The sequence below is a fragment of the Cereibacter sphaeroides 2.4.1 genome (assembly GCF_000012905.2).
Lineage (GTDB): Bacteria > Pseudomonadota > Alphaproteobacteria > Rhodobacterales > Rhodobacteraceae > Cereibacter_A > Cereibacter_A sphaeroides.
The window spans coordinates 1859418-1882427 of sequence record NC_007493.2 but is presented as its reverse complement, the minus strand read 5'-3'; the positions used below and the strand labels follow the sequence as shown (position 1 = coordinate 1882427).

At 68.2% G+C, this 23010-nt stretch carries 23 protein-coding genes; 16 read left to right on the top strand and 7 right to left on the bottom strand.

Going from position 1 to position 23010, the window contains the following annotated elements; all coding sequences use genetic code 11:
* Window positions 1-133: 133 nt before the first annotated feature.
* The gene (locus RSP_RS09085; RefSeq protein WP_011338037.1) at window positions 134-451 is read left to right on the top strand and encodes a TraR/DksA family transcriptional regulator; all 318 of its coding nucleotides are present in this window, start codon (window positions 134-136) and stop codon (window positions 449-451) included.
* A 17-nt stretch (window positions 452-468) separates the two neighbouring features.
* Window positions 469-645 carry a hypothetical protein gene (locus tag RSP_RS22235; protein WP_002720311.1) on the top strand — a complete coding sequence of 59 codons (177 nt, stop codon included), beginning with the start codon at window positions 469-471 and terminating at the stop codon, window positions 643-645.
* 212 nt (window positions 646-857) lie between these two features.
* Here RSP_RS22235 and RSP_RS09080 read toward each other — a convergent pair whose 3' ends face one another.
* Window positions 858-1073: a hypothetical protein gene (locus RSP_RS09080; protein WP_002720310.1), complete on the bottom strand. Its 216-nt coding sequence runs from the start codon at window positions 1071-1073 to the stop codon at window positions 858-860.
* A 136-nt stretch (window positions 1074-1209) separates the two neighbouring features.
* On the opposite strand from RSP_RS09080, the gene RSP_RS09075 reads away from it, so the two are divergent.
* Together RSP_RS09075 and RSP_RS09070 are read left to right on the top strand one after the other, a co-directional pair.
* A complete protein-coding gene (locus RSP_RS09075; RefSeq protein ID WP_002720309.1) occupies window positions 1210-1464 on the top strand; it encodes a DUF2312 domain-containing protein in 255 nt (84 codons plus the stop codon).
* Window positions 1465-1616: 152 nt separating this feature from the next.
* The gene (locus tag RSP_RS09070; protein ID WP_011338036.1) at window positions 1617-3290 is read left to right on the top strand and encodes an ABC transporter permease; all 1674 of its coding nucleotides are present in this window, start codon (window positions 1617-1619) and stop codon (window positions 3288-3290) included.
* A 70-nt stretch (window positions 3291-3360) separates the two neighbouring features.
* Here the strand turns inward: RSP_RS09070 and RSP_RS09065 are convergent, their stop codons facing one another.
* Window positions 3361-3552: a hypothetical protein gene (locus tag RSP_RS09065; protein WP_002720306.1), complete on the bottom strand. Its 192-nt coding sequence runs from the start codon at window positions 3550-3552 to the stop codon at window positions 3361-3363.
* A gap of 116 nt (window positions 3553-3668) precedes the next feature.
* Complete coding sequence (locus RSP_RS09060; RefSeq protein WP_011338035.1) at window positions 3669-4769, bottom strand: ABC transporter substrate-binding protein; 1101 nt, start codon at window positions 4767-4769, stop codon at window positions 3669-3671.
* An 861-nt stretch (window positions 4770-5630) separates the two neighbouring features.
* Between RSP_RS09060 and RSP_RS09055 the strand changes: the two genes are divergently transcribed.
* From RSP_RS09055 to RSP_RS09015, 9 genes are all read left to right on the top strand, one after another.
* Entirely contained in the window at window positions 5631-6668 is a 1038-nt protein-coding gene (locus RSP_RS09055; protein WP_011338034.1) for a UDP-glucuronic acid decarboxylase family protein, read from the top strand.
* Complete coding sequence (galE, locus tag RSP_RS09050; RefSeq protein WP_011338033.1) at window positions 6661-7653, top strand: UDP-glucose 4-epimerase GalE; 993 nt, start codon at window positions 6661-6663, stop codon at window positions 7651-7653. The genes RSP_RS09055 and galE overlap by 8 nt, the downstream gene beginning before the upstream one ends.
* Window positions 7637-9520: a glycosyltransferase family 2 protein gene (locus tag RSP_RS09045; RefSeq protein ID WP_011338032.1), complete on the top strand. Its 1884-nt coding sequence runs from the start codon at window positions 7637-7639 to the stop codon at window positions 9518-9520. Before galE ends, RSP_RS09045 begins: the two co-directional genes overlap by 17 nt.
* Before the next feature lie 13 nt (window positions 9521-9533).
* The gene (locus RSP_RS09040; RefSeq protein WP_011338031.1) at window positions 9534-10433 is read left to right on the top strand and encodes a glycoside hydrolase family 26 protein; all 900 of its coding nucleotides are present in this window, start codon (window positions 9534-9536) and stop codon (window positions 10431-10433) included.
* Between the two features lie 207 nt (window positions 10434-10640).
* A complete protein-coding gene (locus tag RSP_RS09035; protein WP_011338030.1) occupies window positions 10641-10934 on the top strand; it encodes a hypothetical protein in 294 nt (97 codons plus the stop codon).
* Between the two features lie 123 nt (window positions 10935-11057).
* Window positions 11058-12197, top strand: a complete 1140-nt coding sequence (locus tag RSP_RS09030; RefSeq protein WP_011338029.1) for an acyl-CoA dehydrogenase family protein — start codon at window positions 11058-11060, stop codon at window positions 12195-12197.
* Window positions 12194-13225, top strand: coding sequence for an enoyl-CoA hydratase/isomerase family protein (locus RSP_RS09025; RefSeq protein ID WP_011338028.1), 1032 nt, complete (start codon window positions 12194-12196; stop codon window positions 13223-13225). Before RSP_RS09030 ends, RSP_RS09025 begins: the two co-directional genes overlap by 4 nt.
* Window positions 13222-14094 (top strand): 3-hydroxyisobutyrate dehydrogenase, encoded by an 873-nt coding sequence (gene mmsB, locus RSP_RS09020; protein ID WP_011338027.1) that lies wholly within the window; start codon window positions 13222-13224, stop codon window positions 14092-14094. Before RSP_RS09025 ends, mmsB begins: the two co-directional genes overlap by 4 nt.
* Window positions 14095-14240: 146 nt before the next feature.
* A complete protein-coding gene (locus RSP_RS09015; protein WP_011338026.1) occupies window positions 14241-14918 on the top strand; it encodes a hypothetical protein in 678 nt (225 codons plus the stop codon).
* Window positions 14919-15120: 202 nt separating this feature from the next.
* On the opposite strand, the gene RSP_RS09010 is transcribed toward RSP_RS09015, so the two are convergent.
* Window positions 15121-16431 carry a vWA domain-containing protein gene (locus RSP_RS09010; RefSeq protein WP_011338025.1) on the bottom strand — a complete coding sequence of 437 codons (1311 nt, stop codon included), beginning with the start codon at window positions 16429-16431 and terminating at the stop codon, window positions 15121-15123.
* Window positions 16428-17546 (bottom strand): ATP-binding protein, encoded by a 1119-nt coding sequence (locus RSP_RS09005; RefSeq protein WP_002720294.1) that lies wholly within the window; start codon window positions 17544-17546, stop codon window positions 16428-16430. Before RSP_RS09005 ends, RSP_RS09010 begins: the two co-directional genes overlap by 4 nt.
* 316 nt (window positions 17547-17862) lie before the next feature.
* Between RSP_RS09005 and RSP_RS09000 the strand changes: the two genes are divergently transcribed.
* Genes RSP_RS09000 through RSP_RS08990 form a run of 3 tightly spaced genes read left to right on the top strand, consistent with a single transcriptional unit; the run spans window position 17863 to window position 20830 of the window.
* A complete protein-coding gene (locus RSP_RS09000; RefSeq protein WP_011338023.1) occupies window positions 17863-19347 on the top strand; it encodes a sensor histidine kinase in 1485 nt (494 codons plus the stop codon).
* Entirely contained in the window at window positions 19344-19781 is a 438-nt protein-coding gene (locus tag RSP_RS08995; RefSeq protein WP_009566213.1) for a response regulator, read from the top strand. The genes RSP_RS09000 and RSP_RS08995 overlap by 4 nt, the downstream gene beginning before the upstream one ends.
* A complete protein-coding gene (locus RSP_RS08990; protein ID WP_009566212.1) occupies window positions 19778-20830 on the top strand; it encodes a sensor histidine kinase in 1053 nt (350 codons plus the stop codon). The genes RSP_RS08995 and RSP_RS08990 overlap by 4 nt, the downstream gene beginning before the upstream one ends.
* A 192-nt stretch (window positions 20831-21022) precedes the next feature.
* On the opposite strand, the gene glnA is transcribed toward RSP_RS08990, so the two are convergent.
* Together glnA and RSP_RS08980 are read right to left on the bottom strand one after the other, a co-directional pair.
* Entirely contained in the window at window positions 21023-22432 is a 1410-nt protein-coding gene (glnA, locus tag RSP_RS08985; protein ID WP_002720290.1) for a type I glutamate--ammonia ligase, read from the bottom strand.
* An 81-nt stretch (window positions 22433-22513) separates the two neighbouring features.
* The gene (locus RSP_RS08980) at window positions 22514-22852 is read right to left on the bottom strand and encodes a P-II family nitrogen regulator (protein WP_002720289.1); all 339 of its coding nucleotides are present in this window, start codon (window positions 22850-22852) and stop codon (window positions 22514-22516) included.
* Between the last annotated feature and the right edge of the window lie 158 nt (window positions 22853-23010).

The following is a 23010-nucleotide window of genomic DNA, read 5'->3' as shown; positions in this document are numbered from 1 at the left end:
TCGCTCGCAACCTCTCCGCCGTACTGCGTGACGTCGGGGACGGCGCCCTCGGCGAAGGGCTTAAATCATTGACCTGCATCAAGGAGGGGCTGTGGGCCTTCGCCTAACCTCCGGCAATCAGAGGAGGTGGCCCATGATCGACATTCCCCGTCGCAAGGCCCAGCTCGAGGCGCGGCTGGCCGATCTCGGGGCCCGTCTCGAAGGCATCGAGGCAGAGCTCGACTCGCACAATTCGCGCGACTGGGAAGAGCTTGCCACCGAACGCGAGACCGAGGAGGTGCTGGAAAGCATGGGCACCTCGGGTCAGCAGGAAATCCGCGCGATCACGGCGGCGCTCGCCCGGATCGACGCGGACGAATATGGCTTCTGCGTCAAATGCGGGGCCGAAATCGGCGAAGCGCGGCTCGATGTGCTGCCCTACACGCCCTTCTGCCGCAAATGCGCCGGGTAACCGGCGGAGGAGGATCCATGTCGTTCGAACCGAAACCCGAAGCTGTCCGCAGCCTGCCGCAACAGGAAGAGGCCGCTCCGCTGGAGAGCCTCGCCCATCTTCTTGCCGAAATGCAGGGACTTGCTCTGGTGATACCCGCGGTTGACCGGACCGATGCCGAGATCGAGGCAGATTTCGACAACATGCCGGTGTGACGCGGCGGGGGTTCTCCCGCACCAGGAGTCGATCTCCCGAAAAGACCGTCATGTCAGGCACCGCCGCTCCGGGTGACGAACCCGGGGTGATCGACCGAAACCTGTGCCCCGTCCCCGCTCGGAGACATGCTGACGCTTCACCGTCCTTGCCGGCTTGCGGTCCTGACGGACAACCGCGCCGAAAAGGGGGCCTGCGGCTCGCGCGAAAGCGCTCAGCCGAGCAGGATGCCCATCACTACGCACATGAGCCCGAGTGCGGACACGCCGAGCGCCGCCACGTTCAGCACGACAACCCGCTGCAGGCGCTCGCGCATCGCCGCGTCGTCGAGCCCGGACCGCCGCGCCTGAAGCGCAAGCCAGATGCACCAGACAAGCCCGCCCACACCGGCGAGCGAGATCAGGGCTCCGATCCAGATCATCCATTCCATGCGCGTCTCCCGCTGACCTGCGCGCGGCCTAGCCCGCCTGCGCGGCCCTGGCAAGGGCGCTCTCCGCCTTCAGCCGCTTGATCCGGCCCCCCGGCCCGCGATAGGAGGGGCGCCAACGAGACCGAGAGGCAGAGACATGAGCGACCCGCTGGATTCCTACAACGTCACCGCCGACGAGCTGCGCCAGTTCATCGAGCGCTACGAGCAGCTCGAGGCCGAGAAGAAGGACGTGACCGAGCAGCAGAAAGAGCTGATGGCGGAAGCCAAGGGCCGCGGCTACGACACGAAGGTGATGAAGAAGGTCGTGGCCCTGCGCAAGCGCAAGCCCGACGACATCGCCGAGGAAGAGACGATCCTCGAACTCTACAAATCCGCCCTCGGGATGGGCTGAGGTCCGGGGGCATCGGCTGCCGGATGGCCGCGGGTCGCCGCCTCGGGCCCGAGGCGGTCGCCCTCCGCCGCGGGTTCCTGTCGGGGGCCTGCACGGCGATCCGGGCCGCTGCCTTTCTGGACAGCAAATCCGCATTCCGCTAAGGGGCAGGGATGCTGGACCCCCATCGGACCGATCTGCCTGCCGCACGGGCGGGGCTGCGTCTGCCGCGCCCCGACGGCTGGTCGCTGGGCGCGCTCGCCATCGCGGCCCTCGTCCTCATGCCGATCGTCTCGGTGATCTGGATCGCCTTTCACCCGGTCGAGAACATCTGGCCGCATCTGCTCTCGTCGGTGCTGCCGCGCTACCTGACGAACACGCTCGTGCTGATGGCGGGCGTTGCGGCGCTCACCGCCATGGTGGGGACCGGGGCGGCCTGGCTCGTGACCATGTACCGCTTCCCGGGCGTGCGGATCCTCGATCATGCGCTTCTGTTTCCGCTGGCGATCCCCGCCTATATCGGCGCCTATGCGCTGGCGGATTTCCTCGATTATTCCGGCGCGCTGCAGACGGCTCTGCGCGGTTTCATGGGCTGGCAGTCGGCGCGCGACTACTGGTTTCCCGAGGTGCGCTCGCGCGGGGCGGCGATCCTCGTCCTGTCCTCGGCGCTCTATCCTTACGTCTATCTGCTGGCGCGTGCGGCCTTCCGCGAGCAGTCGGGTGCCTCCTACGAGGTGGCGCGGGCGCTGGGCAAGGGACCGTGGGGGCTTTTCCTGCGGGTGGGCCTGCCGCTCGCCCGTCCTGCCATCGCGGCGGGCGTGGCGCTTGCGATGATGGAGACGGTTGCCGATTTCGGCACGGTCGAACATTTCGGGGTCCAGACGCTGACGACGGGCATCTTTTCGGTCTGGTTGACAGCCGGCAACGCCGGCGGCGCCGCGCAGATCTCGGGCGTGGTGCTGGTGCTGATCTTCCTGCTCGTCGCGCTCGAGCGGGTGGGGCGGCGGAACGCGCGTTTCCATCGTATGTCGCGCGGCGCGCGCCCGATCCAGCCCCTGACGCTCACGAGAGGCCGCGGCTGGATCGCCTGCGGCTTCTGTCTCCTGCCGGTCGTCACGGGCTTCCTGCTGCCGGTCGCGGTGATGCTGAATCACGCGCTGCGCAAGCCCGACGCCTGGACCTCGCCGGGCCTTCTGAAGGCGCTCGGCAACACGCTGACCGTGGGCGGGATCGCCGCGATCCTGACGGTGGGGGCCGCGCTGTTTCTCGTCTACGGGGTGCGGCTTGCCGGGCGGGGCCTGCCGCGGCTCGTGCTGCCGCTCACGCTTCTGGGCTATGCCGCGCCGGGGGCGGTGCTGGCGCTGGGGCTTCTGATCCCGCTGGCAGCGCTCGACCACCGGGTCGCGGATGCGATGGCGGCGCTGACCGGGCACGATCCGGGGCTGCTGCTGACCGGCACGGCGGCGGCGCTGGTGCTGGCCTATATGGTGCGCTTCTTCGGCGTGGCGCAGGGCGCGGTGGATTCGGCCTTTGGGCGGATCTCGCCCAGCCTGCCGATGGCGGCGCGCTCGCTCGGGCGCAGGCCGGGGTCGGTGCTGGCGTCGGTCTATCTGCCGCTGATGCGCGGCTCGGTCGCGACCGCGCTGCTCGTGGTCTTCGTCGACTGCGTGAAGGAGCTGCCCGCGACGCTGCTCCTGCGGCCCTTCAACTACAACACGCTCGCCACCCGCGCCCATGAACAGGCGAGCCTCGAGCGGCTGGGCGAGGCGGCACCGGCGGCGCTTCTCGTCATGCTGGTGGGACTTGCGGCGGTGGCGCTGCTGGCACGGGCCAACCGGGCGCAGTAAGGACGGGCGGCGTCCCGGCGGGCGGGGAGGACGGTCCGTCCTCGTGCCCGATCCGTAGAGGCCGCGTGGTTCAGTCGCGGCGGTGGCGCGTGACCGACTTCAGCACGAGGCGCGTGCCCTCCGGCGGAATGGCGGCGAGCGCCGCCTCTTCGGTCGGGAATTCGAGCGGGCTGCCATCGGGATAATGCCGGTCGAATTCGAGCTTGTCCTGGGCGCTGACCCAGGCGAGGACGTAGGACGTCCTGAGGTCTTCCTGTTCCATGCTGCACTCCTCCGCGGAGGCATTCGATCCCTCTGACGATCAGGGGTCAAGGCGCCGGAGGTGCGACCTTTGCGCAGGGGGAAGGCCGCCCGGGCCGAAGCCCGGGCGGGTCCGTGTCAGCCGGCGAGCCAGGCGTTGAAGCGCTCGTTCAGCTCGGTGTCGTGATCGACCCAGAACTCGTAGTCGGAGGCGAGCGCATTCGTCATGTTCTCGGGGCTCGTGGGCAGGTGCGGCGCCATCTCGGTCTTGCCGTCCATGAAGGTGCCGACGAGCGGCGCCGAGGATTTGCGCGGCGGGCCGTAGCTGATCCATTCCGCGGCCTTGGCCAGCGGTTCGGCGCTGGTCGAGAAGGCGACGAAATCCTTGGCCAGCTCGAGGTTCGGCGCGCCCTTCGGGATCACCCAGCCTTCGACCTCGTAGACCTGCCCGTCCCAGACGATCTCGAACGGCTTGTTCTCGGTGATGGCGGCGTTGAAGATCCGGCCGTTGTAGGCGATGGTCATGGCCACCTCGCCATCCGCGAGCAGCTGCGGCGGCTGGGCGCCGGCTTCCCACCAGACGATCTGGCTCTTGATCGAATCGAGCTTCTTGAAGGCGCGCTCCACGCCTTCGTCGGTGCGCAGCATGTCATAGACCTCGGCCGCCGGCACCCCGTCGGCGAGGAGCGCCATTTCGAGGTTCACTTTGGCCGACTTGCGCATCCCGCGCTTGCCCGGGAATTTCTCAAGATCGAAGAAATCGGCGAGCTTGGTCGGGGCCGCCCCATCGGCGAACTTCGAGGCGTCATAGGCCAGCACGGTCGAGAAGACATCCGTCGCCACGAAGCAGTCGGCGAGCGAGCCGGGCAGGAAATCCTCTTCGGCGGGGGTGCCGTCGGGCGCGGCCGGCAGGATGGCGGGATCGATCTCCTCGAGCAGACCCTCGTCGCAGAGCCGGACGGCGTCGGCATATTCGACGCTGGCCACGTCGGTGGTGACGTTGCCCGATTCGACCTGCGCCTTGATCGGCGTGGCCGGGTTGTCGGTGTCGACCGACACCACGCCCACCCCGGTCTTGGCGGTGAACGGCTTGTGGTAGGCCTCGACCTGGCTGGTCGTGTAGGCCCCGCCCCAGCCGAGGACGGCAATCTGGTCCGCCGCGGCGGGCAGGGCGAAGCCTGCCAGGGCCGTGGACAGAAGGATGATGCGCCTCACTGAATTCTCCCCTGTTGATCTCATGCGGGTTCCGTCCCGCAGACATGGCCCCGTCCGAGCGGGACGGAGCAGGACGAGGCTACGGGGCCGGCTTCCGGGAAGTCAATTGCTTCGGGCGCAGGCGCGCGCCATCGGTGCAGGACCGTCGCGAGAAGTTCGGGCGAAGCGCGGAAGGGCGGCGCAAGCCGTGCCCGCGCGGGGCCGCCGCAAAAATCGGCGGGGGCGGGCCGGGTCTGCCCAGCGACCGGGCGGTTTATGGCCCTCCGTCGAGGGTCTCGATGCGACGGCGCGCGAGACGCGTGCGGCCCGCGCAGCGGGCGTGAGCTTCGGCTTCGAGGGGCGGGAAGGGGAGATGGCTGCCCTGCGGCCTCGGAGCCGCGGGACGCCGGCCAAGAGCACTCGCGCGGACTGCGACGAAGCACCGCGGTCTGGCGCCGTGCGGCCGCGTCCACACCCTGCGCGCAGCGACACAGGGGAGGGCCCGATCCTCTCTTTCTCGCGCCACTGTTTCGGAAGTGGAAGATTCCCGTTTCCGCTCCGATGACTAACGAGGTCGAGTCGCCGGTGATTTTATCGCGCCGACACCGGATTTTCTATCGCCGGGATCAATTACCAAAAACAGATCAACCTGAGATATAAAAAGGGATAGGGCGCCAGTCTCGTTGGAGGGTAAACCTGTCTAATTGGGCTAGGGGCTGCTTGTTGACAGGAAATCGGCACATTCTTAAGAATGGGTTCAAATTCGAAAGTAAGTAGACGCCGCCCCGAAAGAAGCTGCACCCCGACACAAGAACAGCATCGCCAGGGCTTCAATCAGTGAAGCAGATGCCACGGTGGCATCACGACCGGTTATTTCGCCGGGCGTGCCCGATCGGAGTTTCGTAAATGGACGGAAGCCTTATTCCGGTCGATGTGACCGGTCATGATTCTTTTATGCCTCGTTTCCATCGCCGGAAGGTCATTCTCGTCACGGGAGGAGCCGGTTTTGTTGGCTCTCATCTTTGCGAGCGGCTGATTGCCGAGGGCCATTCCGTCGTCTGTCTCGATAATCTTCTGACCGGCCGCAAAGAGAATGTCGCTGGGCTGCTCGATCATCCCCAATTCCGCTTTCTCGAGCAGGACATCCTGAACCGGATCGACTGGCAGGGGCCGCTGGACGAGATCTACAACCTTGCCTGCGCGGCCTCTCCGCCGCTCTACCAGCGCGATCCGATCCATACGTTCCGCACCTGCACCGAGGGCGTGCTGAACCTGCTCGCGCTGGCGCGGGCCACGGGCGCGCGCATCCTCCAGGCCTCGACCTCCGAGGTCTATGGCGATCCCGAGATCTCGCCCCAGCACGAGGGCTACCGCGGCTGCGTCAATACGGTGGGCCCGCGGGCCTGCTACGACGAGGGCAAACGCGCGGCCGAGACCCTGTTCTGGGAGTTCGGCGCCCATCAGGGCCTCGAGGTGCGGATCGCGCGGATCTTCAACACCTACGGGCCGCGGATGAGCCCCGAGGACGGCCGGGTCGTGTCGAACTTCATCGTCCAGGCGCTGACCCGCAGCGACATCACCCTCTATGGCGACGGGATGCAGACGCGCTCCTTCTGCTATGTGGACGATCTGGTGGCCGGACTGATGGCGCTGATGGCGTCGGAGGTGAGCGAGCCGGTCAACCTCGGCAATCCGGGCGAGTTCACCATGCGCGAGCTGGCCGAGATGGTGCTGACTCAGACCGGCTCTTCCTCGCGGCTGGTCCATCGGCCGCTGCCGGTCGACGATCCGCGCCAGCGCCGGCCCGACATCGCGCAGGCGGCGCGGCTCCTCGGCTGGGCGCCGACGGTGCCGCTGGCCGAAGGCATCGCCCGGACCATCCGGCATTTCGCGGGCGAACCTCAGGTCGTCCGGGCGCGCGAGGCTCTGCTGGTCCATGCCTGACACGATTCTGGTGACGGGTGGGGCGGGCTTCATCGGCTCGCACACCTGCAAGGCGCTGGCGCGCGCGGGCCATCGCCCGGTGAGCTTCGACAATCTCTCGACGGGCCACGCCGATGCCGTGCGCTTCGGCCCGCTGGTGCAGGGCGACGTGCGCGATCCGAATGCGGTCGAGGCCGCGCTGCGCGCCCATGGTGCGAAGGCGGTGATCCATTTCGCGGCCTCGGCCTATGTGGGCGAGTCCATGGCGGACCCGGCGAAATATTACGACAACAATGTGGGCGGCATGATCGGCCTCGTGCAGGGCTGCCGCGCCGCGGGCGTCTCGCGCATCGTCTTCTCCTCGAGCTGCGCGACCTACGGGACGCCCGACCGGCTGCCGATCCGCGAGACGACGCCGCAGCGGCCGATCAATCCCTATGGCCGCACCAAGCTCATCGGCGAAGAGATCCTGCGCGATCTCGGCGTCGAGGGGATGCGCCATGTGGCGCTGCGCTACTTCAATGCGGCCGGCGCCGACCCGGAAGGCGAGCTCGGCGAACGGCACGATCCCGAGACGCACCTCCTGCCGCTCGCGCTGCGCGCGGCCTCGGGGCAGGGCGGGCCGCTCTCGATCTTCGGCACCGATTATCCGACGCCCGACGGCACCTGCATCCGCGACTATATCCATGTGGCGGATCTGGCCCGCGCCCATGTGCTGGCACTCGGCCGGCTGATGGCGGGCGGCGAGAGCCTTGCGGTGAACCTCGGCACGGGCCGCGGCCAGTCGGTGCGCGAGATCGTGGCCGCGATCGAGCGGATCACAGGGCGCGCGGTGCCGGTCCGGCTCGAGGCGCGGCGCCCGGGCGACCCGGCAGAGTTGGTGGCCGACCCCGCGCTGGCGGCGTCCGAACTCGGCTTCCGCACGCAATTGTCGGATATCGGATCCATCGTGCGCCACGCCGCGCCCTGGTTCGGACTGGAGCCCGCCCATGTCGAAGCGGCATGATGCGCGGCGCGCCCGCGCCCGGCTGAAACGGCAGGCCCGCCTGAGGGTCGCTGCGACCGCCGCACCCTTCCGCACTCCGCTGATGAACGGACGGCAACGGGCGCGCTACGCGGCGGTGACGGTCCTCTGGGCGGCGGGCCTCGTCTTCTTCTGGTCCTGGTGGCTCGATCCCGCCCATTTCATCGGCTGGGGCGGGTTCCTCCTCGTCACCATCCCGCTTTTGTGGCTGAGCGCGCTGCAGCTCTATTTCGTCGTGATCCTGTTCCAGTCGCACCGCTCCGCCGCGCCCGACCCGGTGCCCGGACGCTGGCGCGTGGCCATGATCGTGACAAAGACCCCCTCGGAGCCGTTCGAGGTGGTCCGCCGCACGCTCGAGGCGATGCTGGCGCAGGATTATCCCCACGACACCTGGCTTGCCGACGAGGATCCCTCGCCCGAGACCGCCGCCTGGTGCGCGGCGCACGGGGTGAAGATCTCGTGCCGGAAGGGCCGTGCGGACTATCACCGGCCGGTCTGGCCGCGGCGCACGCGCTGCAAGGAGGGCAACCTCGCCTTCTTCTACGACCACTGGGGCTACCGGGACTATGACATCGTCTCGCAGCTCGACGCGGATCACATGCCCCAGCCGGGCTATCTGCGCGAGATCCTGCGCCCCTTCGCCGATCCGAAGGTGGGCTATGTCAGCGCCCCCAGCATCTGCGCGGCCAATGCCTCCGAGAGCTGGGCTGCCCGCACGCGGCTCCACACCGAGGCGGCCTTCCACGGCGCCTTCCAGACCGGCTATGCCGGGGCGCTGACGCCCATGTGCATCGGCTCGCATTATGCGGTGCGGACGCGGGCGCTCCGCGAGGTGGGCGGCCTCGGGCCGGAGCTTGCCGAGGACCATTCGACCTCGATGCTGCTGGCCGCGGGCGGCTGGCGCGGCGTCCATGCGATCGACGCCATCGCCTATGGCGACGGGCCCGCCAATGTGGCCGACCTTGCCACGCAGGAATTCCAGTGGTCGCGGAGCCTGCTCACGCTGCTCCTGTCGCACACGCCGCGCTATCTGGGCCGGCTGCCGGGGCGGCTGAAGTTCCTCTTCATCGTCTGCCAGCTCTGGTATCCGCTCTTCGCGCTGGTCATGCTGATGATGTATCTGGCGCCGGCGCTGGCGCTGCTCTTCGACATGCGCTTCGCCGATGTCACCTATCCGGGCTTCGTCTTCCATGCGCTGCCTGCCGTGACGGCCCTCACCGCCTTCGCCTGGCTTCTGCGGCACGACGGCTTCTGCCGGCCTGTGGATGCGCCGGTCTTCTCGTGGGAGAAGGCGCTGTTTCTGGCGCTGCAATGGCCGTGGGTGCTCTGGGGCTGCGCCATGGCGGTGCGCGACCGCGTGACCGGGCGCTTCGTCGATTTCCGCATCACGCCCAAGGGTTCGGCGGCAAGCCGCCGCATCCCGCCCAAGATCATCGCGATCTATGTGGCGCTGGCGGCGGGCTGCGTGCTGCCGGTGTTTCTGGCCGACGAGCTGGCCGAGGCGCGGGGCTTCCTCTTGCTCACGCTGCTGAACGCCATCCTCTACGGCAGCCTCGTCCTCGTGATGGTCTGGCACCATCTGCGGCAGATCGGCGCCTTCTGGCGCGATCAGCTGGGGGATCTGGCGCTGCAGGGCACGGCGGTGGCTGCGCTCTTTGCGCTGGTGATCGCGGGCGGGCTCAGCCGGGGGACGGAAAGCCTCGCGGCGCTGGCCTTCGGGCTCGAGCCGCTGCGGATCACGCGGGCGGAATATGTCGTGTCGGGCGCGGGCAGCGGAACGGTGCCGCAGGTGCGGTTCCGCTTCGCGCCGGACTGGAACAGCGGCCCCCTCTTCGGGGGGCAGGGGTAAGAGGATGACGAGCATGAATCGGACGGGAAGGCAGATCCTGCGCATCGCGGCCCTCGGGGCGGCGATCGGCCTCTGCGGCGCTGTCTCGGGGGCGCTGGCGGCGCCGCCCGGCGACCTGCCCTATGGCGCCTACGATCCGGGCGGCGACTATCGCGACGACGGCGATCTGGTGATCGAGCATCTCTTCCTTCCGTGGGAAGACGTCTATCTGCCTTCGCTGGTCGATGCGGACGCCTATGCGCGCGCCCGCAACCGCGCGCTGATCGTGACCCTCGAGCCCTGGACCTGGACCCGCTCCGAACGGAACACGGCCGAGGCCCTGCGCGAGGGCATCCGCCGCGGCGCCTATGACGCCAACATGAAGGCGGTGTGCGACGTGCTGGCGACGCTCCAGAGCCCGGTCACGCTGCGCTGGGCACACGAGATGGAAAACAGCGACGGCCAGTTCATCTGGTCTGGCTGGGATCCTGAGGATTACATCTCGGCCTTCCGGCACATGACCGATGTCTGCCGCGCCTCGGCGCCGAACGTGCGCATCATGTGGTCGCCCGCCGGCGAAGAGGGGCTCGAGGCCTATTATCCGGGCGACGACTATGTGGATCTGGTGGGGATCTCGGTCTTCGGCCTGCAGGCGAACGACCGGTTCGAGGTGGGCCGCGACCGCAGCTACACCGAGGTGATGGGTCCGCGCTATCAGCGCGCCGCGCAGTTCGGCAAGCCGGTCGTCGTGGCCGAGCTCGGCATGTCGGGCAGCGCCGATTATGTCGCGTCGTGGGACGCAGCCCTGCGCCAGCCCGAGGGCAGCTACCCGAACCTCGTGGGTGTCGTCTATTACGATCAGAAGGAGGTTTATGCCTGGCCGCACGGCTTCGGCCTGCCGGACTGGAGGCTTCAGTTCCGGGTCACGGACTAGCCGCACCTGCGGCATCCTGACCTTCGGAATGCATCAATTCGAGACGACCCGCCCGAAAGAGGCCATCTTCGGGCCCATCTGCGGGCGTGATCGACGCCCAGAACTGCCGGTAGTGATAAGATACCGGCGCGATGATCTTCGGTTGTGAAGGTTGAAATTTCCTCAACCTGACCGATTTCTTTCGTGTCAAGCGAAGGAGATCCGATCATGGTGCCTGCTCGCAGACTTTTCGCCGGACTGGGCGTGACGCTGCTTCTGTCCGTGCCGCAGATCGCGGAAGCCTCGAACGAAACCGCCCGCGCCTCGGCGAGCCGCGGCACGGTCCACACCCAAAGCGCAGGCACGTTCAACTGGCTGACGCCGCCTGCAGTGACGCGGGCCTCGGTCCGAACCGACGGCGCCCGAACCGAGGACGTCCGCACCCGGCGCCAGATCGGCAACGGCTCGTGGATCTGCTCCCCCGCAGGCTTCGGCCGCGGGTCCCGGTGCTACGCCAACTGAGGGGCGCCTGCCGGCACCAGCCTCCGCCTTCCCAGACGGCCGCCAAATTACGTTGCGTCCTGTTCGCTTTACACGGGACCGCCGGCTGATAACCTCGCGTCCGGGGACAGCTGGGGAGGCAGGATGGATTTCGCGCTGAGCGAGGAGCAACAGGCGATCTTCGACATGGCACGCGCGTTCGGGGCCGAGGAGATCGCCCCCCATGCGCGGGCCTGGGAAGAGGCGGGGACGATCCCCCGCACGCTCTGGCCCAAGGTGGCGGAACTGGGTCTGGGCGGGGTCTATGTCTCGGAAGATCATGGAGGATCCGGGCTCGGGCGGCTCGATGCGACGCTCGTCTTCGAGGCGCTGGCCATGGCCTGTCCGTCGGTTGCGGCGTTCCTCTCGATCCACAACATGTGCGCGGGCATGATCGACCGCTATGGCTCGGAGGAGCTGAAGGCGCGCTGGCTGCCGGGCATCTGCGCGCTCACCACGCTCGTCTCCTACTGCCTGACCGAGCCCGGAGCGGGATCGGACGCGGCGGCGCTCCGCACCCGCGCCGACGCCACCCCAGAAGGCTACCGGCTGAGCGGGACCAAGGCCTTCATCTCCGGAGGCGGCTATTCGGACGCCTATCTCACCATGTGCCGCACCGGCGGCGCGGGGCCGAAGGGCATCTCGACGCTCCTCGTGCCGGCGGGAACCCCCGGCCTCAGTTTCGGCGGGCTCGAGGACAAGATGGGCTGGCGGGCGCAGGAGACGCGGCAGGTGCAGTTCGACGAGTGCCTCGTGTCGACGGATCTTCTGGTCGGCGAGGAGGGGCAGGGCTTTGCCTATGCGATGGCGGGGCTCGACGGCGGACGGCTCAATATCGCGGCCACCGCTCTCGGCGGCGCGCAGGCAGCCTTCGACGCGACCCGCGCCTACATGGCGGAACGGAAGGCTTTCGGGCAGCGGCTCGACGGGTTTCAGGCGCTGCAGTTCCGACTGGCCGAGATGGAGGTGAAGCTCCAGCAGGCGCGGATCTTCCTGCGGCAGGCGGCCTGGAAGCTCGATCAGGGCGCCCCCGACGCCACCAAGTTCTGCGCCATGGCCAAACTCGCGGTGACGGATTCGGCCTTCGAGGTGGCCAACCAGTGCCTTCAGCTGCACGGGGGCTACGGCTACCTTGCCGATTACGGCATTGAGAAGATCGTGCGCGACCTGCGCGTGCACCAAATTCTCGAAGGCACCAACGAGATCATGCGGGTGATCGTGGCCCGGGCCTTGGGGGCCGCATGAGCGACGTGCTGATCCGCAAGGTCCGCCGCGCGGGCCGCATCACGCTGAGCCGGCCTGCGGCGCTCAATGCGCTCACCTGCGCGATGGTGCAGGAGATCGACGCGGCCCTGCGGGGCTGGATCGGCGATCCCGAGGTCGAGCTCGTGGTCATCGATGCCGAGGGGCCGCGCGCCTTCTGTGCCGGCGGCGACATCGCCGAGCTCCACGGCCGGGGCGTGGCGGGCGATCATGCCTTCGGGCAGGACTTCTGGCGCGTCGAGTATCGCATGAACGACCGGATCGCGGCCTTTCCGAAGCCGATCGTGAGCCTCATGCAGGGCTTCACCATGGGGGGCGGCGTGGGTCTCGGCTGTCACGCGCGCCACCGGATCGTGGGCGAGACGAGCCAGATCTCCATGCCGGAATGCGCCATCGGCCTCGTGCCGGACGTGGGGGGCACGCATCTTCTGGCGCGCGCGCCGGGCCGGATCGGGGTCTGGCTCGGCCTGACGGGCGCGCGGATGGGGCCGGGCGATGCGATCTTCGCAGGCTTCGCCGACCGGTTCGTGCCCGAAGCGGACTGGCCCGATCTGATCGCGGCACTCGAGGGCGGGGATCTCGCCCTTCCCGATCATGCGGCGCCCGAGGGACGCCTGCCCGTGCTTCAGGACGAGATCGACCGGCTCTTCGCGGGCACGCTCGCGGAGATTCCGGCCCGGCTCGAGGCCACGGACACCCCGCTCGCCGCCGAGGCGCTGAAGGCCCTGCGGCGCAGCTCGCCGCTTGCGCTGGCCGCCACGCTGGAGATCCTGCAGCGGCTCGGACCCTCGGCCGGCATCCGCGAGGCGCTCGATCTGGAATATCGTTTCACCTACCGCGCGCAGGGGCAGGCGGACTTCCTCGAAGGGATCCGCGCGGCGATCATCGACAAGGACCGCAGCCCCCGCTGGCGGCACGGAGACCCGGAGGCGGTGCGGCCGGAGGAGGTGGCGTCCCTGCTGGCGCCGCTCGGGCCGCAGGCGCTGACATTCGAGGAGGAAAGCAAATGAAAATCGCATTCATCGGGCTGGGCAATATGGGCGGGCCGATGGCGCGCAACCTCGCCACGGCCGGGCACGAGGTGACGGGGTTCGATCTGGCCGCCCCCGCGCCCGAGGGCGTGCGGGCGGCGGCGTCGGCCGCCCAAGCCGCGACCGGTGCCGAGGTCGTCGTCACGATGCTGCCCAACGGCGCGATCCTGCGTCAGGTGGCGCAGGAGATCGTGCCCGCCATGACGGCCGGCGCCGTGCTCTGCGACTGCTCGACGGTCGACGTGGAAAGTGCGCGCGCGGTGGCGGCGGAGGCCGAGGCGGCGGGGCTCGGCGCGCTCGATGCGCCGGTCTCGGGCGGGGTCGGCGGGGCAGCGGCGGGCACCCTGACCTTCATGGTCGGCGGCAGCGACGCGGCCTTCGCGACCGTGCAGCCGCTCTTCGAGATCATGGGGCAGAAGGCGGTCCATTGCGGCGGCCCGGGCGCGGGGCAGGCGGCCAAGATCTGCAACAACATGATCCTCGGCGTTACCATGATCGCCACCTGCGAGGCCTTCGCCCTGGCCGACAAGCTGGGCCTCGACCGGCAGAAGATGTTCGACGTCGTCTCGACCTCGTCGGGCTACAGCTGGTCGATGAACGCCTATTGCCCGGCGCCGGGGGTGGGGCCGACCAGCCCGGCCGATAATGGCTACAAGCCGGGTTTCGCCGCCGAGCTCATGCTCAAGGACCTGCGGCTGTCGCAGCAGGCGGCCGAGGATGCGGATGCCGACACGCCGATGGGCCAACTCGCCGCCACGCTCTATGAGACCTTCGTGGAAGCGGAGGGCGGGCGCGGGCGCGACTTTTCGGCGATGCTGCCGCGGTTCGAGACCCGCGGGAGGGGCTGACCGGTCTCGGGGCTCGCGCGACGGGGGAACCGCCGCGCGCGCCGGCCTGCCTTTTCGTCCAATTGCAGCGAAATACCTCCGGATTGCGCTGACGGCAGGGAACCCGGCCGCCATCCTGGCATTGTCGGCAAAAGGCAGGTGGTCCCATGATTCTCGTTCTTGCTCCGTCTACCATCTTCAATCGCAGAACCCTGCAGGCGCGCCGCTTTCCGGGCCGCTTTGCCGCCCCGCAGCGGCCTCTTCCGCGGCGGCTCCTGTTTTCCTCGGCCTTCTGGCGCATGGCGGCGGAGTCGGCGATGCTGCGCAACGGCGCGGCGGTTGCGCCGATCCCGGCCGCGGTTCTCGTGGCGCCCGATCTGGTGACCGCCTCTCTCGCGCTGTCGCCCATCCTGCTGTTCCTGACGCTGTTCGCGGAGGGAAATCTGGTGCCCGTGCGGGCGCGGAGCGGCGACGAGGATCAGGTGGCGCGGGTACTCGATCTCCTGCGGCTGCGAGGCCGGACGGTGCTGACGAAGATCGCGGCCGGGCGCGGCATCCTTGCCGGGCGGCTCACGCTGGTGGTGGAGCAATCCTCGCTGGCGCGCCTGCCGCCGATCACGCTGATCTCGGTGCAGGGCGGGGCGGAGGGGCGGGTTCTGGACCTGACGGCCGAGGAACAGCACATGATCCGCGAGACTCTCTTCGCGGAGGGACTGGGGGAAGCCGCGCTGCTGCGCGTCAATCTCGTCGAGAAGAAGCCGATGCGGGAGGTATCCCTCGAAGCCTCCAGCGTTTCGGCGCACGCGCGCCTCGCGGCCATGGCGAAGGCTATCGCGCGCGCCTGACCCTCGTTCCCGTCGCACACGAAGGCGCCCGCAGCGGGCGCCTTTTTCGTTCACAGCTCACCGCCTACAACGAAAGTATATTTCGTCATGGCCTGCGGAAAGAGGGAATGCTGGCTGCCCCTCGCTCGGCGCCTGTTGCGTGCCCTCGCATGGCCGCCCGCTTCCCCTTTGCGGCAGGGGACGGAGCACTGTGGATGTCGTCTCAGCGCGCGAGGCTGATGACCTTGCCGAAGGGCGGCTTCGGCGCCTCGTCCTGAGGCACCGCCCAGATCACCGGCACCTTGGGCGCGGGGCCGCAGGGGCCGTCGAGGTCGGTCAGCATCACGATCACCGACGGGTCGAGCTCCAGCGCGCTCCGGATCACCGGGCCGAAATCGGTCCCGCCGCCGCGGGCGAAATTCACCCGCTGGATCTCGCTCTCCCAGGCGATGCCCTGCATCCTCGTGTGGCCGGTCACCACCGTGTCGAACGCCAGCACATGAACCTCGGCGCCGGTGCGGCGCCCGATGCCCGCCACTTGCGCGGCAAAGAGCGACAGACGCGCATTGTCGATGGAGGTGGAGGTGTCGAGCGCCACGGCCACGCGCGGACGCGCCCGATCGGCGCGGCGGGCGGGCTGGAAGGCCGGTTGAAAACGCCCTTCGGCGCGCGCGGCGCTGTCGGCGGCGAGCCAGCGTCGGGCGGGCACGCCCCAGTCCGGTCGCGGCACCTGCGTCACCGCCTTCGAGATCAGCCGCCGCAGCAGCCTCTCCCAGTGCGGCAGTCCCGTCTGCGGCAGGTCGAGCAGCTTGTGGGACAGCGTGCCGATGCCGCGCCCGGCGGAGCGGCCCGCCTCCATAGCGCGGGTGATCCGGTCCTGCCAGTCGGCCGCGTCGGGAGATTCATCTTCCTCGCCCTCGACCGGGCCGGGGCAGGGCTCGAGATCCTCGCTGAAGCCCTTCTGCCTGGCGAACTGCCTGGCCGCCTGAGCGGGATCGGGCCGCTTGCTCTCGGAACTGTCCGAGCTGCGCCCCTTGCCGTCGCCGCCGCCCTTGCCCTTGCCGGGCTGCGAAGGGTCGGTCCCGAGCCGGATGTAGAGCGCCTCGGCGTCCCACTGGCTGGTCCTCGTCTCGTCGGGCAGGGCCGCCTTCAGCAGGTCCGGCAGCAGCACCGCAGGGCGGGGGATGCAATGGCCCGCCTCGACCAGGGTCTGGTTCAGGATCGCATCGCAGGCGATGTTGAACAGCTCGTCGTCGTAGCGGTCGCCGAAGCGCGAGCGCATCTCCTGCGCGCGGGGCCCGTGGCGCAGCGCCAGATGCAGCACCTGATGCGCAGCGAGGCCCACCTGCTCATGCGGCGCCAAGGCCTCGAACCGCGCGCCGTAGAAGATCGACCGTCCGTCCGTCCAGGCCGCCTGATCGCGCTCGTCGCTGTCGCGGTGGGCGCACCAGAGCGACAGCGCGCCGAGCGCCGGATCCTCTTCCGAGAGGCGTCGCAGCGCCGCTCCGGCGCGACGGGAATGGCGGGGGGTCATTCGAGGCCCATCGCCTGCCGTTCGCTCGCATAGGCGGCATAGGCCGGATGGCCGAGGAAATCCTCGGCGAGGCCCTGCTCCAGCCCGCGGCGGATGGCCATCTCGAACCCGTGGGTGCAGAGCTCGGCCAGCGGCATCCGGGCGAAGCTCGCGTCGCTGCGGTGCACGTCGAGCGTGCGGATCCCGGCCATGACGTCGATGACCGGCACGGCCGTTGTGGGGCCGAGCGCGCCAACCAGCCCGTAAATCAGCGCATGCAGCCCGTGCATCGATTCCGGATAGAGCATGATCCGCTCGTGCGGGGCGGCGTTCAGCAGCCGCTCCACCGAGACCGAGGCCTCGATGTCGTCGGCCACCAGCATGAACTCGGCCGCAACGGCCTCGCCCACCGTCCCGGCGACCATGATCCGGCGCAGGGCGCGGTCCTGCACGGCGCCCATGATCCGGCTCACCCGGTCCCAGCTGCGCGGGGTGGTGGAGATCATCAGGCCGCGGTCCAGCGCCTCGGCCGTGGTTTCGAGAAGGTCGGGCCGCATCCGGATGAAGGCCAGCACCGCGGGATGGAGGGTGCGCGGAACGGCATAGCTTTCCAGCCAGTCCGACGCGGTGGCCCGCACCTGCAGGTGGATCAGCCGGTCCGAGAGGGCGGTGCCCATCTCGTAGGCCACGGCCCCGTCCTCGACCATGTTGCCGGCGGCGACGAGGAAGACATTGTCGGGCAGGATATGCGGACCCACGCGCCGCTCGAGAAGGAGGCCATAGACCGCCGGATGCAGGTGCGGCGGGGCCGCCGTCAGCTCGTCGAGGAACAGGAGGGATGGGCGGTCGGGATCGTCGGGCAGATCCTCGGGCCGATACCACTGGGTCTTCTTCGTCTCGTGGTCATAGTAGGGCAGGCCGCGCAGGTCCTGGCTCTCGATCGTGGTGAGCCGCAGATCGTAGAAGCGGGCGCCCTGCTCGGCGGCGAGCTGGCGGACGATTTCGGTCTTGCCGACGCCGGGACGGCCGTGCAGCATCCAGGAGGTGGTGAGGGCTCCCGCGCGCTGTGCGGCCCACCCCTCCCGCAGCACCTGCTGCGCCCGGCCGGCCGAGACATCCACTGTATTGACGGTCATACCTGTTCCTTTCGTTTCCATCGCACAAGGACCGCCACTGCCCTGTCGGGACCTGTGGGGAAATCGGGTCTGCCCGAGCCGGACCGCACCGCGACTCGTCAAGATTAGATGGGCCAAAAGGTTCCCAAGTCATGAGCGCTTTTGTCACATTGACGAATCTGGCATTCTGTGAGCGGAAGACCCCCTTGCGCGGGAGGCGATCGCCTGCGAATGCGGCGTGGGGGACACGGTCGGGCAACTTCCTCCTCCGCCCATTGGCAGCGGGGCCCGGCGCACTAGGCTTGTTGCGACATAGTTTACTGGCAGGACCTTTCAATTGACGATCCGAATAGGACGCGACACGACCACCTGGCTGTTTCTTCTCGGCGCGGTGCTCATCGCCCTTCTGGCTGCTTCCGCCACCTACATCAGCATCCGGGCGGACCGCACCTTTCAGGCCATCGTCGAGGAGCGCGCGACGCGGCGGCATGCGGCGGATCTGCTCTCCGCGCTGCAGGACATCGAGATCGGCCAGCGCGGCTATCTCATCACGCTCGATCCCACCTTTCTCGAACCTTACGAGGCGGCGCTGGCGCGGATCCAGCCCGAGCTGACGGCTCTCGAGAGCAATGAGACGAGCGCCGGCATTGTCGGAGGCGAGGAGCTGTCAGGGCTTGTCCGCCGCAGGCTCGAGATCGCGGCCGAGACGATCACTCAGGCACAGGCCGGCACGGTGGAGGCTGGCCGGGCCATCGTGGCCCGGGGCGAGGGGCGTGCGGCCATGGATCGGATCCGCGAGCTTCTGACGGAGACCATCGACCGATCCGACGCCCGCAACGTCCAGGCGATCGATGTCCAGCACCGGCTGAACCAGCGCCTGCAGCTGCTGTCGGCGGTCGGCGGAGTCGCGGCGCTGTTGCTGATCGGGGCGGCGGTGCTGGTGCTCCGGCGCCAGATCGCCGCGCTGCGCCGCGCGGAGGAGGACATGCGCCGCCTGAACGCGACTCTCGAAGAGCGTGTGGAGCAGCGCACCGTCGATCTGATCGCCGCCAACCAGGAGGTGCAGCGCTTCGCCTATATCGTGACCCACGACCTTCGCGCGCCGCTGGTGAACATCATGGGCTTCACCAGCGAACTCGAGGCCGCGCTGAAGCCGCTGCAGGCCTATGTGCTGGCCGATGGCGCTCCGGTCAGCGAGAGCGACATCCGCGACGCGCGCACGGCCGCCGCCGAGGACCTGCCCGAGGCGCTGGAATTCATCCGGTCATCGACGCGCAAGATGGATGGGCTCATCAATGCGATCCTGAAGATCTCGCGCGACGGGCGGCGCGAGCTGCGCCCGGTGCCGGTGGATCTCGAGGCGCTGGTGCGGCAGTCGCTCGACAGCGTGCAGCACCAGATCGCCGAGACCGGCGGCGAGGCCGACCTGTCGCTCAAGGTGAGCCGCATCGTCTCCGACCGGCTGTCTCTCGAACAGGCGCTCGGCAACCTGCTCGACAATGCGGTGAAATATTCCAAGCCCGGGCGTCCGCTGAAACTCTCGGTCACCGTGCGGCCCGAGGGGCGGCGGATGGTGGCCATCGAGGTGACCGACAACGGGCGCGGCATCCGGGCCGAGGATCACGGCCGTGTCTTCGACCTGTTCCGCCGGTCGGGGGCGCAGGACAAGCCCGGAGAAGGAATTGGCCTTGCGCATGTCCGCACGCTGATGCGAAATATCGGGGGCGAGATCACCCTGAGGTCGGTTGAGGGCGAGGGTGCGACCTTCACCCTGCATGTGCCGACGGATCTGCGCCGGGTTCTGGATGAGGTGAAGGCATGAAGGCGCTCGGGCGCGAAGTGACTATCGTGATGGTCGAGGATGACGAGGGCCACGCTCGCCTGATCGAGAAGAACATCCGCCGTGCCGGTGTGCACAACGAGGTGGTGCCCTTCGTCAATGGCGGAGACGCGCTCGACTATATCCTCGGGTCGGACCGCACTGGCAACGAGATGGCGGACCGCTATCTTCTCGTCCTTCTCGACCTGAACCTGCCGGACATGACCGGCATCGACATCCTCGAGAAGATCAAGACCAATCCGAACGTCAAGCACCTGCCGGTCGTGATCCTGACCACCACCGACGACGAGCGCGAGATCAAGCGATGCTACGATCTGGGAGCCAACGTCTACATCACGAAGCCCGTGGAATACGAGAGCTTCGCCAATGCCATCCGCCAGCTCGGCCTGTTCTTCTCGGTGATTCAGGTCCCATGAAGGACGCGCCAAAGCGGCCGCGGATCCTCTATGTCGACGATGACCCGGTTCTGGCGCGGCTGATCCAGAAGGCGCTGTCGCGGGTCGACATGGAGGTGATCCATGCGCCGGATGCGACAGAGGCCTACCGGCTGCTGGCGGCCGAGGAATTTCAGGCGGTGGTGCTCGACCACTATCTGCCCAGCGGCACCGGGCTCGAGATCCTCGGCCGGATGCGGGCAGAGGGCAGCAAGATCGCGGCGATCTATGTCACGGGCTCGAGCGACGCCACCATCGCGGTGGCGGCGCTGAAGGCCGGCGCCGACGACTACGTCATCAAGAGCGCGACCGAGGATTTCCTGCCGCTGCTGCAACGCTCGATCCGGCAGTCGATTGCCAAGCTCGAGCTCGAGGAGGCCAAGGCGCGCGCCGATGCCGAGACCCGTGCTGCACGGGCGCGGGCCGAGATGCTCCTGTCCGAGGTGCATCACCGCGTGGCCAACAGTCTCGCCATGGTCCAGTCGCTTCTGCGGCTGCAGGCGCAGGCCTCGGGCTCGGAAGAGGTGAAGACGGCACTGGCCGAGGCGCAGGGCCGGATCGGGGCGGTCGCGGCCGTCCACCGCAGCCTCTATCTCGGCAACGAGGGCCGTCAGGTCGAGCTCGGCACCTATCTGCGCACCATGCTGGCGGATTTCACCGCGACGCTGCCTCCGGGCGTGAAGCTCGACGTCTCGACCGAGCCCGTGCAGGTCAGCGCCGACCGGGCGGTCTGCCTCGGCGTGGTCGTGTCGGAGCTCGTGACCAATGCCGCGAAATATGCCTGGCCCTGCGGGTCGGGAGGCAGCCTCACCGTCTCGCTGACCGAGCCCGAGCCCGGCCGCGGCCGCCTCTCGGTGTCCGACGACGGGATCGGCTCGACGCCTCTGGCCGAGACGCGCGGCACCGGCCTCGGACGCCGCCTGATGCGGGCGATGGTGGATCAGCTCGGCGGAACCGTCGAGCAGCCCGTGTCGGCCCAGGGGACCACGGTCGTGATCGATTTCGAAGCCGAATGCGAGGCGGTGTCCTGAGAGGTTCCCCCGCTGCCGCCCGCGAGAGGAGGCTGGCGCCGCGCGAGCGGCGCGCTCTGACGCGGCCGCTTCTTCCGGGGCGATAAACCGGCTCGGAGCCAGCGGGCAGACGCCGGTCGCCCACGATCTTCCTGCTGAACGCCAAAGAAGAAGGGCGCCCGGAGGCGCCCTTCCTGTCCCTCGCCGCCTGGATCAGCAGCTGTAGTACATCTGATATTCCACCGGGTGCGGCGTGTGCTCGTAGGCATAGACCTCTTCCCACTTGAGCGCCATGTAGCCCTCGAGTTGGTCCTTGGTGAACACGTCGCCGGCGAGCAGGAAGTCGTGGTCCTTCTCCAGCTCTTCCAGCGCCTCGCGGAGCGAGCCGCAGACGGTCGGGATGGCGGCCAGTTCTTCCGGCGGCAGGTCGTAGAGGTCCTTGTCCGATGCCGGGCCCGGATCGATCTTGTTCTTGATGCCGTCGAGGCCGGCCATCAGCAGCGCCGCAAAGGCGAGATACGGGTTCGCCGACGGATCGGGGAAACGGGCTTCGACGCGCTTGGCCTTCGGCGACTCGGTCCACGGAATACGGACGCAGCCCGAGCGGTTGCGGGCCGAGTAGGCGCGCAGCACCGGAGCCTCGAAGCCCGGGATCAGCCGCTTGTAGCTGTTGGTGGCCGGGTTCGTCAGCGCGTTCAGCGCCTTGGCGTGCTTCAGGATGCCGCCGATGAACCACAGGGCTTCCTGGCTCAGGTCGGCATATTTGTCGCCAGCGAAGAGCGGCTTGCCGTCCTTCCAGATCGACATGTTGACGTGCATCCCCGAGCCGTTGTCGCCCTTCATGGGCTTCGGCATGAAGGTCACGGTCTTGCCGTAGGCGGCCGCGACGTTGTGGATGACATACTTGTATTTCAGGATGTTGTCGGCCTGCTCGGTCAGCCCGCCGAAGATCAGCCCGAGTTCGTGCTGGCAGGTCGCCACTTCGTGGTGGTGCTTGTCCACCTTCATGCCCATGCGCTTCATGGTCGAGAGCATCTCGCCGCGCAGGTCCTGGGCCTCGTCGATCGGGTTCACCGGGAAGTAGCCGCCCTTGTGGCCGGCGCGGTGGGCGAGGTTGCCCATCTCATATTCCGAGTCGGTGTTCCAGGCCGCCGCATCGGCGTCGATCTGGTAGGCCACCTTCGCCGGCGTCACCGAGTAGCGCACGTCGTCGAAGATGAAGAATTCGGCTTCCGGCCCGAAATAGGCCACGTCACCGATGCCCGAAGCCTTCAGGTAGGCTTCGGCCTTGACGGCCGTGCCGCGCGGGTCGCGGCTGTAGGCCTCGCCCGTGTCGGGCTCGACGACGTTGCAATGCACGCAGAGCGTCTTCTCGGCATAGAACGGGTCGATGTAGACCGAGCCCGCATCCGGGATCAGCTTCATGTCGGACTGGTCGATCGACTTCCAGCCGGCGATGGACGAGCCGTCGAACATGAAGCCTTCCTCGAAGAAGTCCTCGTCGACGAGATCGGCCACCAGCGTCACATGCTGGAGCTTGCCGCGCGGGTCGGTGAAGCGGATGTCGACATATTCGACCTCCTCGTCTTTCATCAGTTTGAGAGCATCAGCTACTTTGCTCATTGTCTTCCCTTTGCTGAAGGATCGATGTCGGAGGGCCAGGTCTGCCGTGCCGGCCCGTCATGGTCGTCTGCGGGTCCGGGGTCAGACCGCGTCTTCGCCGGTCTCGCCGGTGCGGATGCGGATCGCCTGCTCGACGGGGCTAATGAAGATCTTGCCGTCGCCGATCTTGTCGGTGCGCGCGGCGGAGACGATCGCTTCGACCGCGGCCTCGACCATATCGTCCGCGAGGACGACCTCGATCTTCACCTTCGGAAGGAAGTCCACGACATATTCCGCCCCGCGGTAAAGCTCGGTGTGGCCCTTCTGGCGTCCGAAGCCCTTGACCTCGGTCACCGAAAGTCCCTGCACGCCGGCGGCCTGCAGCGCCTCTTTCACTTCGTCGAGCTTGAACGGCTTGATGATCGCCTCGATCTTCTTCACGGCTCGACTCCCCCTTTGCCTTGTCCGAAAGCCACTGACCACTTCTCGTCCGAGGGAACAATTGGGTAGGGTCGCTGCTGTCCATCTCGAGGGGGGAATCTCGGGGGTGCGCCCGATTTTTGTGCAATGCGGCGTAAATATGAGCGGAATATGAAGCG

Excerpts from the sequence above, each read along its gene's own strand:
- RSP_RS09055 (WP_011338034.1), top strand. The coding sequence starts at position 5,631 with ATGGACGGAAGCCTTATTCCGGTCGATGTGACCGGTCATGATTCTTTT.
- RSP_RS08995 (WP_009566213.1), top strand. The coding sequence starts at position 19,344 with ATGAAGGCGCTCGGGCGCGAAGTGACTATCGTGATGGTCGAGGATGAC.
- RSP_RS09085 (WP_011338037.1), top strand. The coding sequence starts at position 134 with ATGATCGACATTCCCCGTCGCAAGGCCCAGCTCGAGGCGCGGCTGGCC.
- mmsB (WP_011338027.1), top strand. The coding sequence starts at position 13,222 with ATGAAAATCGCATTCATCGGGCTGGGCAATATGGGCGGGCCGATGGCG.
- RSP_RS09015 (WP_011338026.1), top strand. The coding sequence starts at position 14,241 with ATGATTCTCGTTCTTGCTCCGTCTACCATCTTCAATCGCAGAACCCTG.
- glnA (WP_002720290.1), bottom strand. The coding sequence starts at position 22,432 with ATGAGCAAAGTAGCTGATGCTCTCAAACTGATGAAAGACGAGGAGGTC.
- RSP_RS09010 (WP_011338025.1), bottom strand. The coding sequence starts at position 16,431 with ATGACCCCCCGCCATTCCCGTCGCGCCGGAGCGGCGCTGCGACGCCTC.
- RSP_RS09075 (WP_002720309.1), top strand. The coding sequence starts at position 1,210 with ATGAGCGACCCGCTGGATTCCTACAACGTCACCGCCGACGAGCTGCGC.
- RSP_RS09030 (WP_011338029.1), top strand. The coding sequence starts at position 11,058 with ATGGATTTCGCGCTGAGCGAGGAGCAACAGGCGATCTTCGACATGGCA.
- RSP_RS09065 (WP_002720306.1), bottom strand. The coding sequence starts at position 3,552 with ATGGAACAGGAAGACCTCAGGACGTCCTACGTCCTCGCCTGGGTCAGC.
- RSP_RS09045 (WP_011338032.1), top strand. The coding sequence starts at position 7,637 with ATGTCGAAGCGGCATGATGCGCGGCGCGCCCGCGCCCGGCTGAAACGG.
- RSP_RS09070 (WP_011338036.1), top strand. The coding sequence starts at position 1,617 with ATGCTGGACCCCCATCGGACCGATCTGCCTGCCGCACGGGCGGGGCTG.
- RSP_RS09025 (WP_011338028.1), top strand. The coding sequence starts at position 12,194 with ATGAGCGACGTGCTGATCCGCAAGGTCCGCCGCGCGGGCCGCATCACG.
- galE (WP_011338033.1), top strand. The coding sequence starts at position 6,661 with ATGCCTGACACGATTCTGGTGACGGGTGGGGCGGGCTTCATCGGCTCG.
- RSP_RS22235 (WP_002720311.1), top strand. The coding sequence starts at position 469 with ATGTCGTTCGAACCGAAACCCGAAGCTGTCCGCAGCCTGCCGCAACAG.
- RSP_RS09035 (WP_011338030.1), top strand. The coding sequence starts at position 10,641 with ATGGTGCCTGCTCGCAGACTTTTCGCCGGACTGGGCGTGACGCTGCTT.
- RSP_RS09005 (WP_002720294.1), bottom strand. The coding sequence starts at position 17,546 with ATGACCGTCAATACAGTGGATGTCTCGGCCGGCCGGGCGCAGCAGGTG.
- RSP_RS09040 (WP_011338031.1), top strand. The coding sequence starts at position 9,534 with ATGAATCGGACGGGAAGGCAGATCCTGCGCATCGCGGCCCTCGGGGCG.
- RSP_RS09060 (WP_011338035.1), bottom strand. The coding sequence starts at position 4,769 with ATGAGATCAACAGGGGAGAATTCAGTGAGGCGCATCATCCTTCTGTCC.
- RSP_RS09080 (WP_002720310.1), bottom strand. The coding sequence starts at position 1,073 with ATGGAATGGATGATCTGGATCGGAGCCCTGATCTCGCTCGCCGGTGTG.
- RSP_RS08990 (WP_009566212.1), top strand. The coding sequence starts at position 19,778 with ATGAAGGACGCGCCAAAGCGGCCGCGGATCCTCTATGTCGACGATGAC.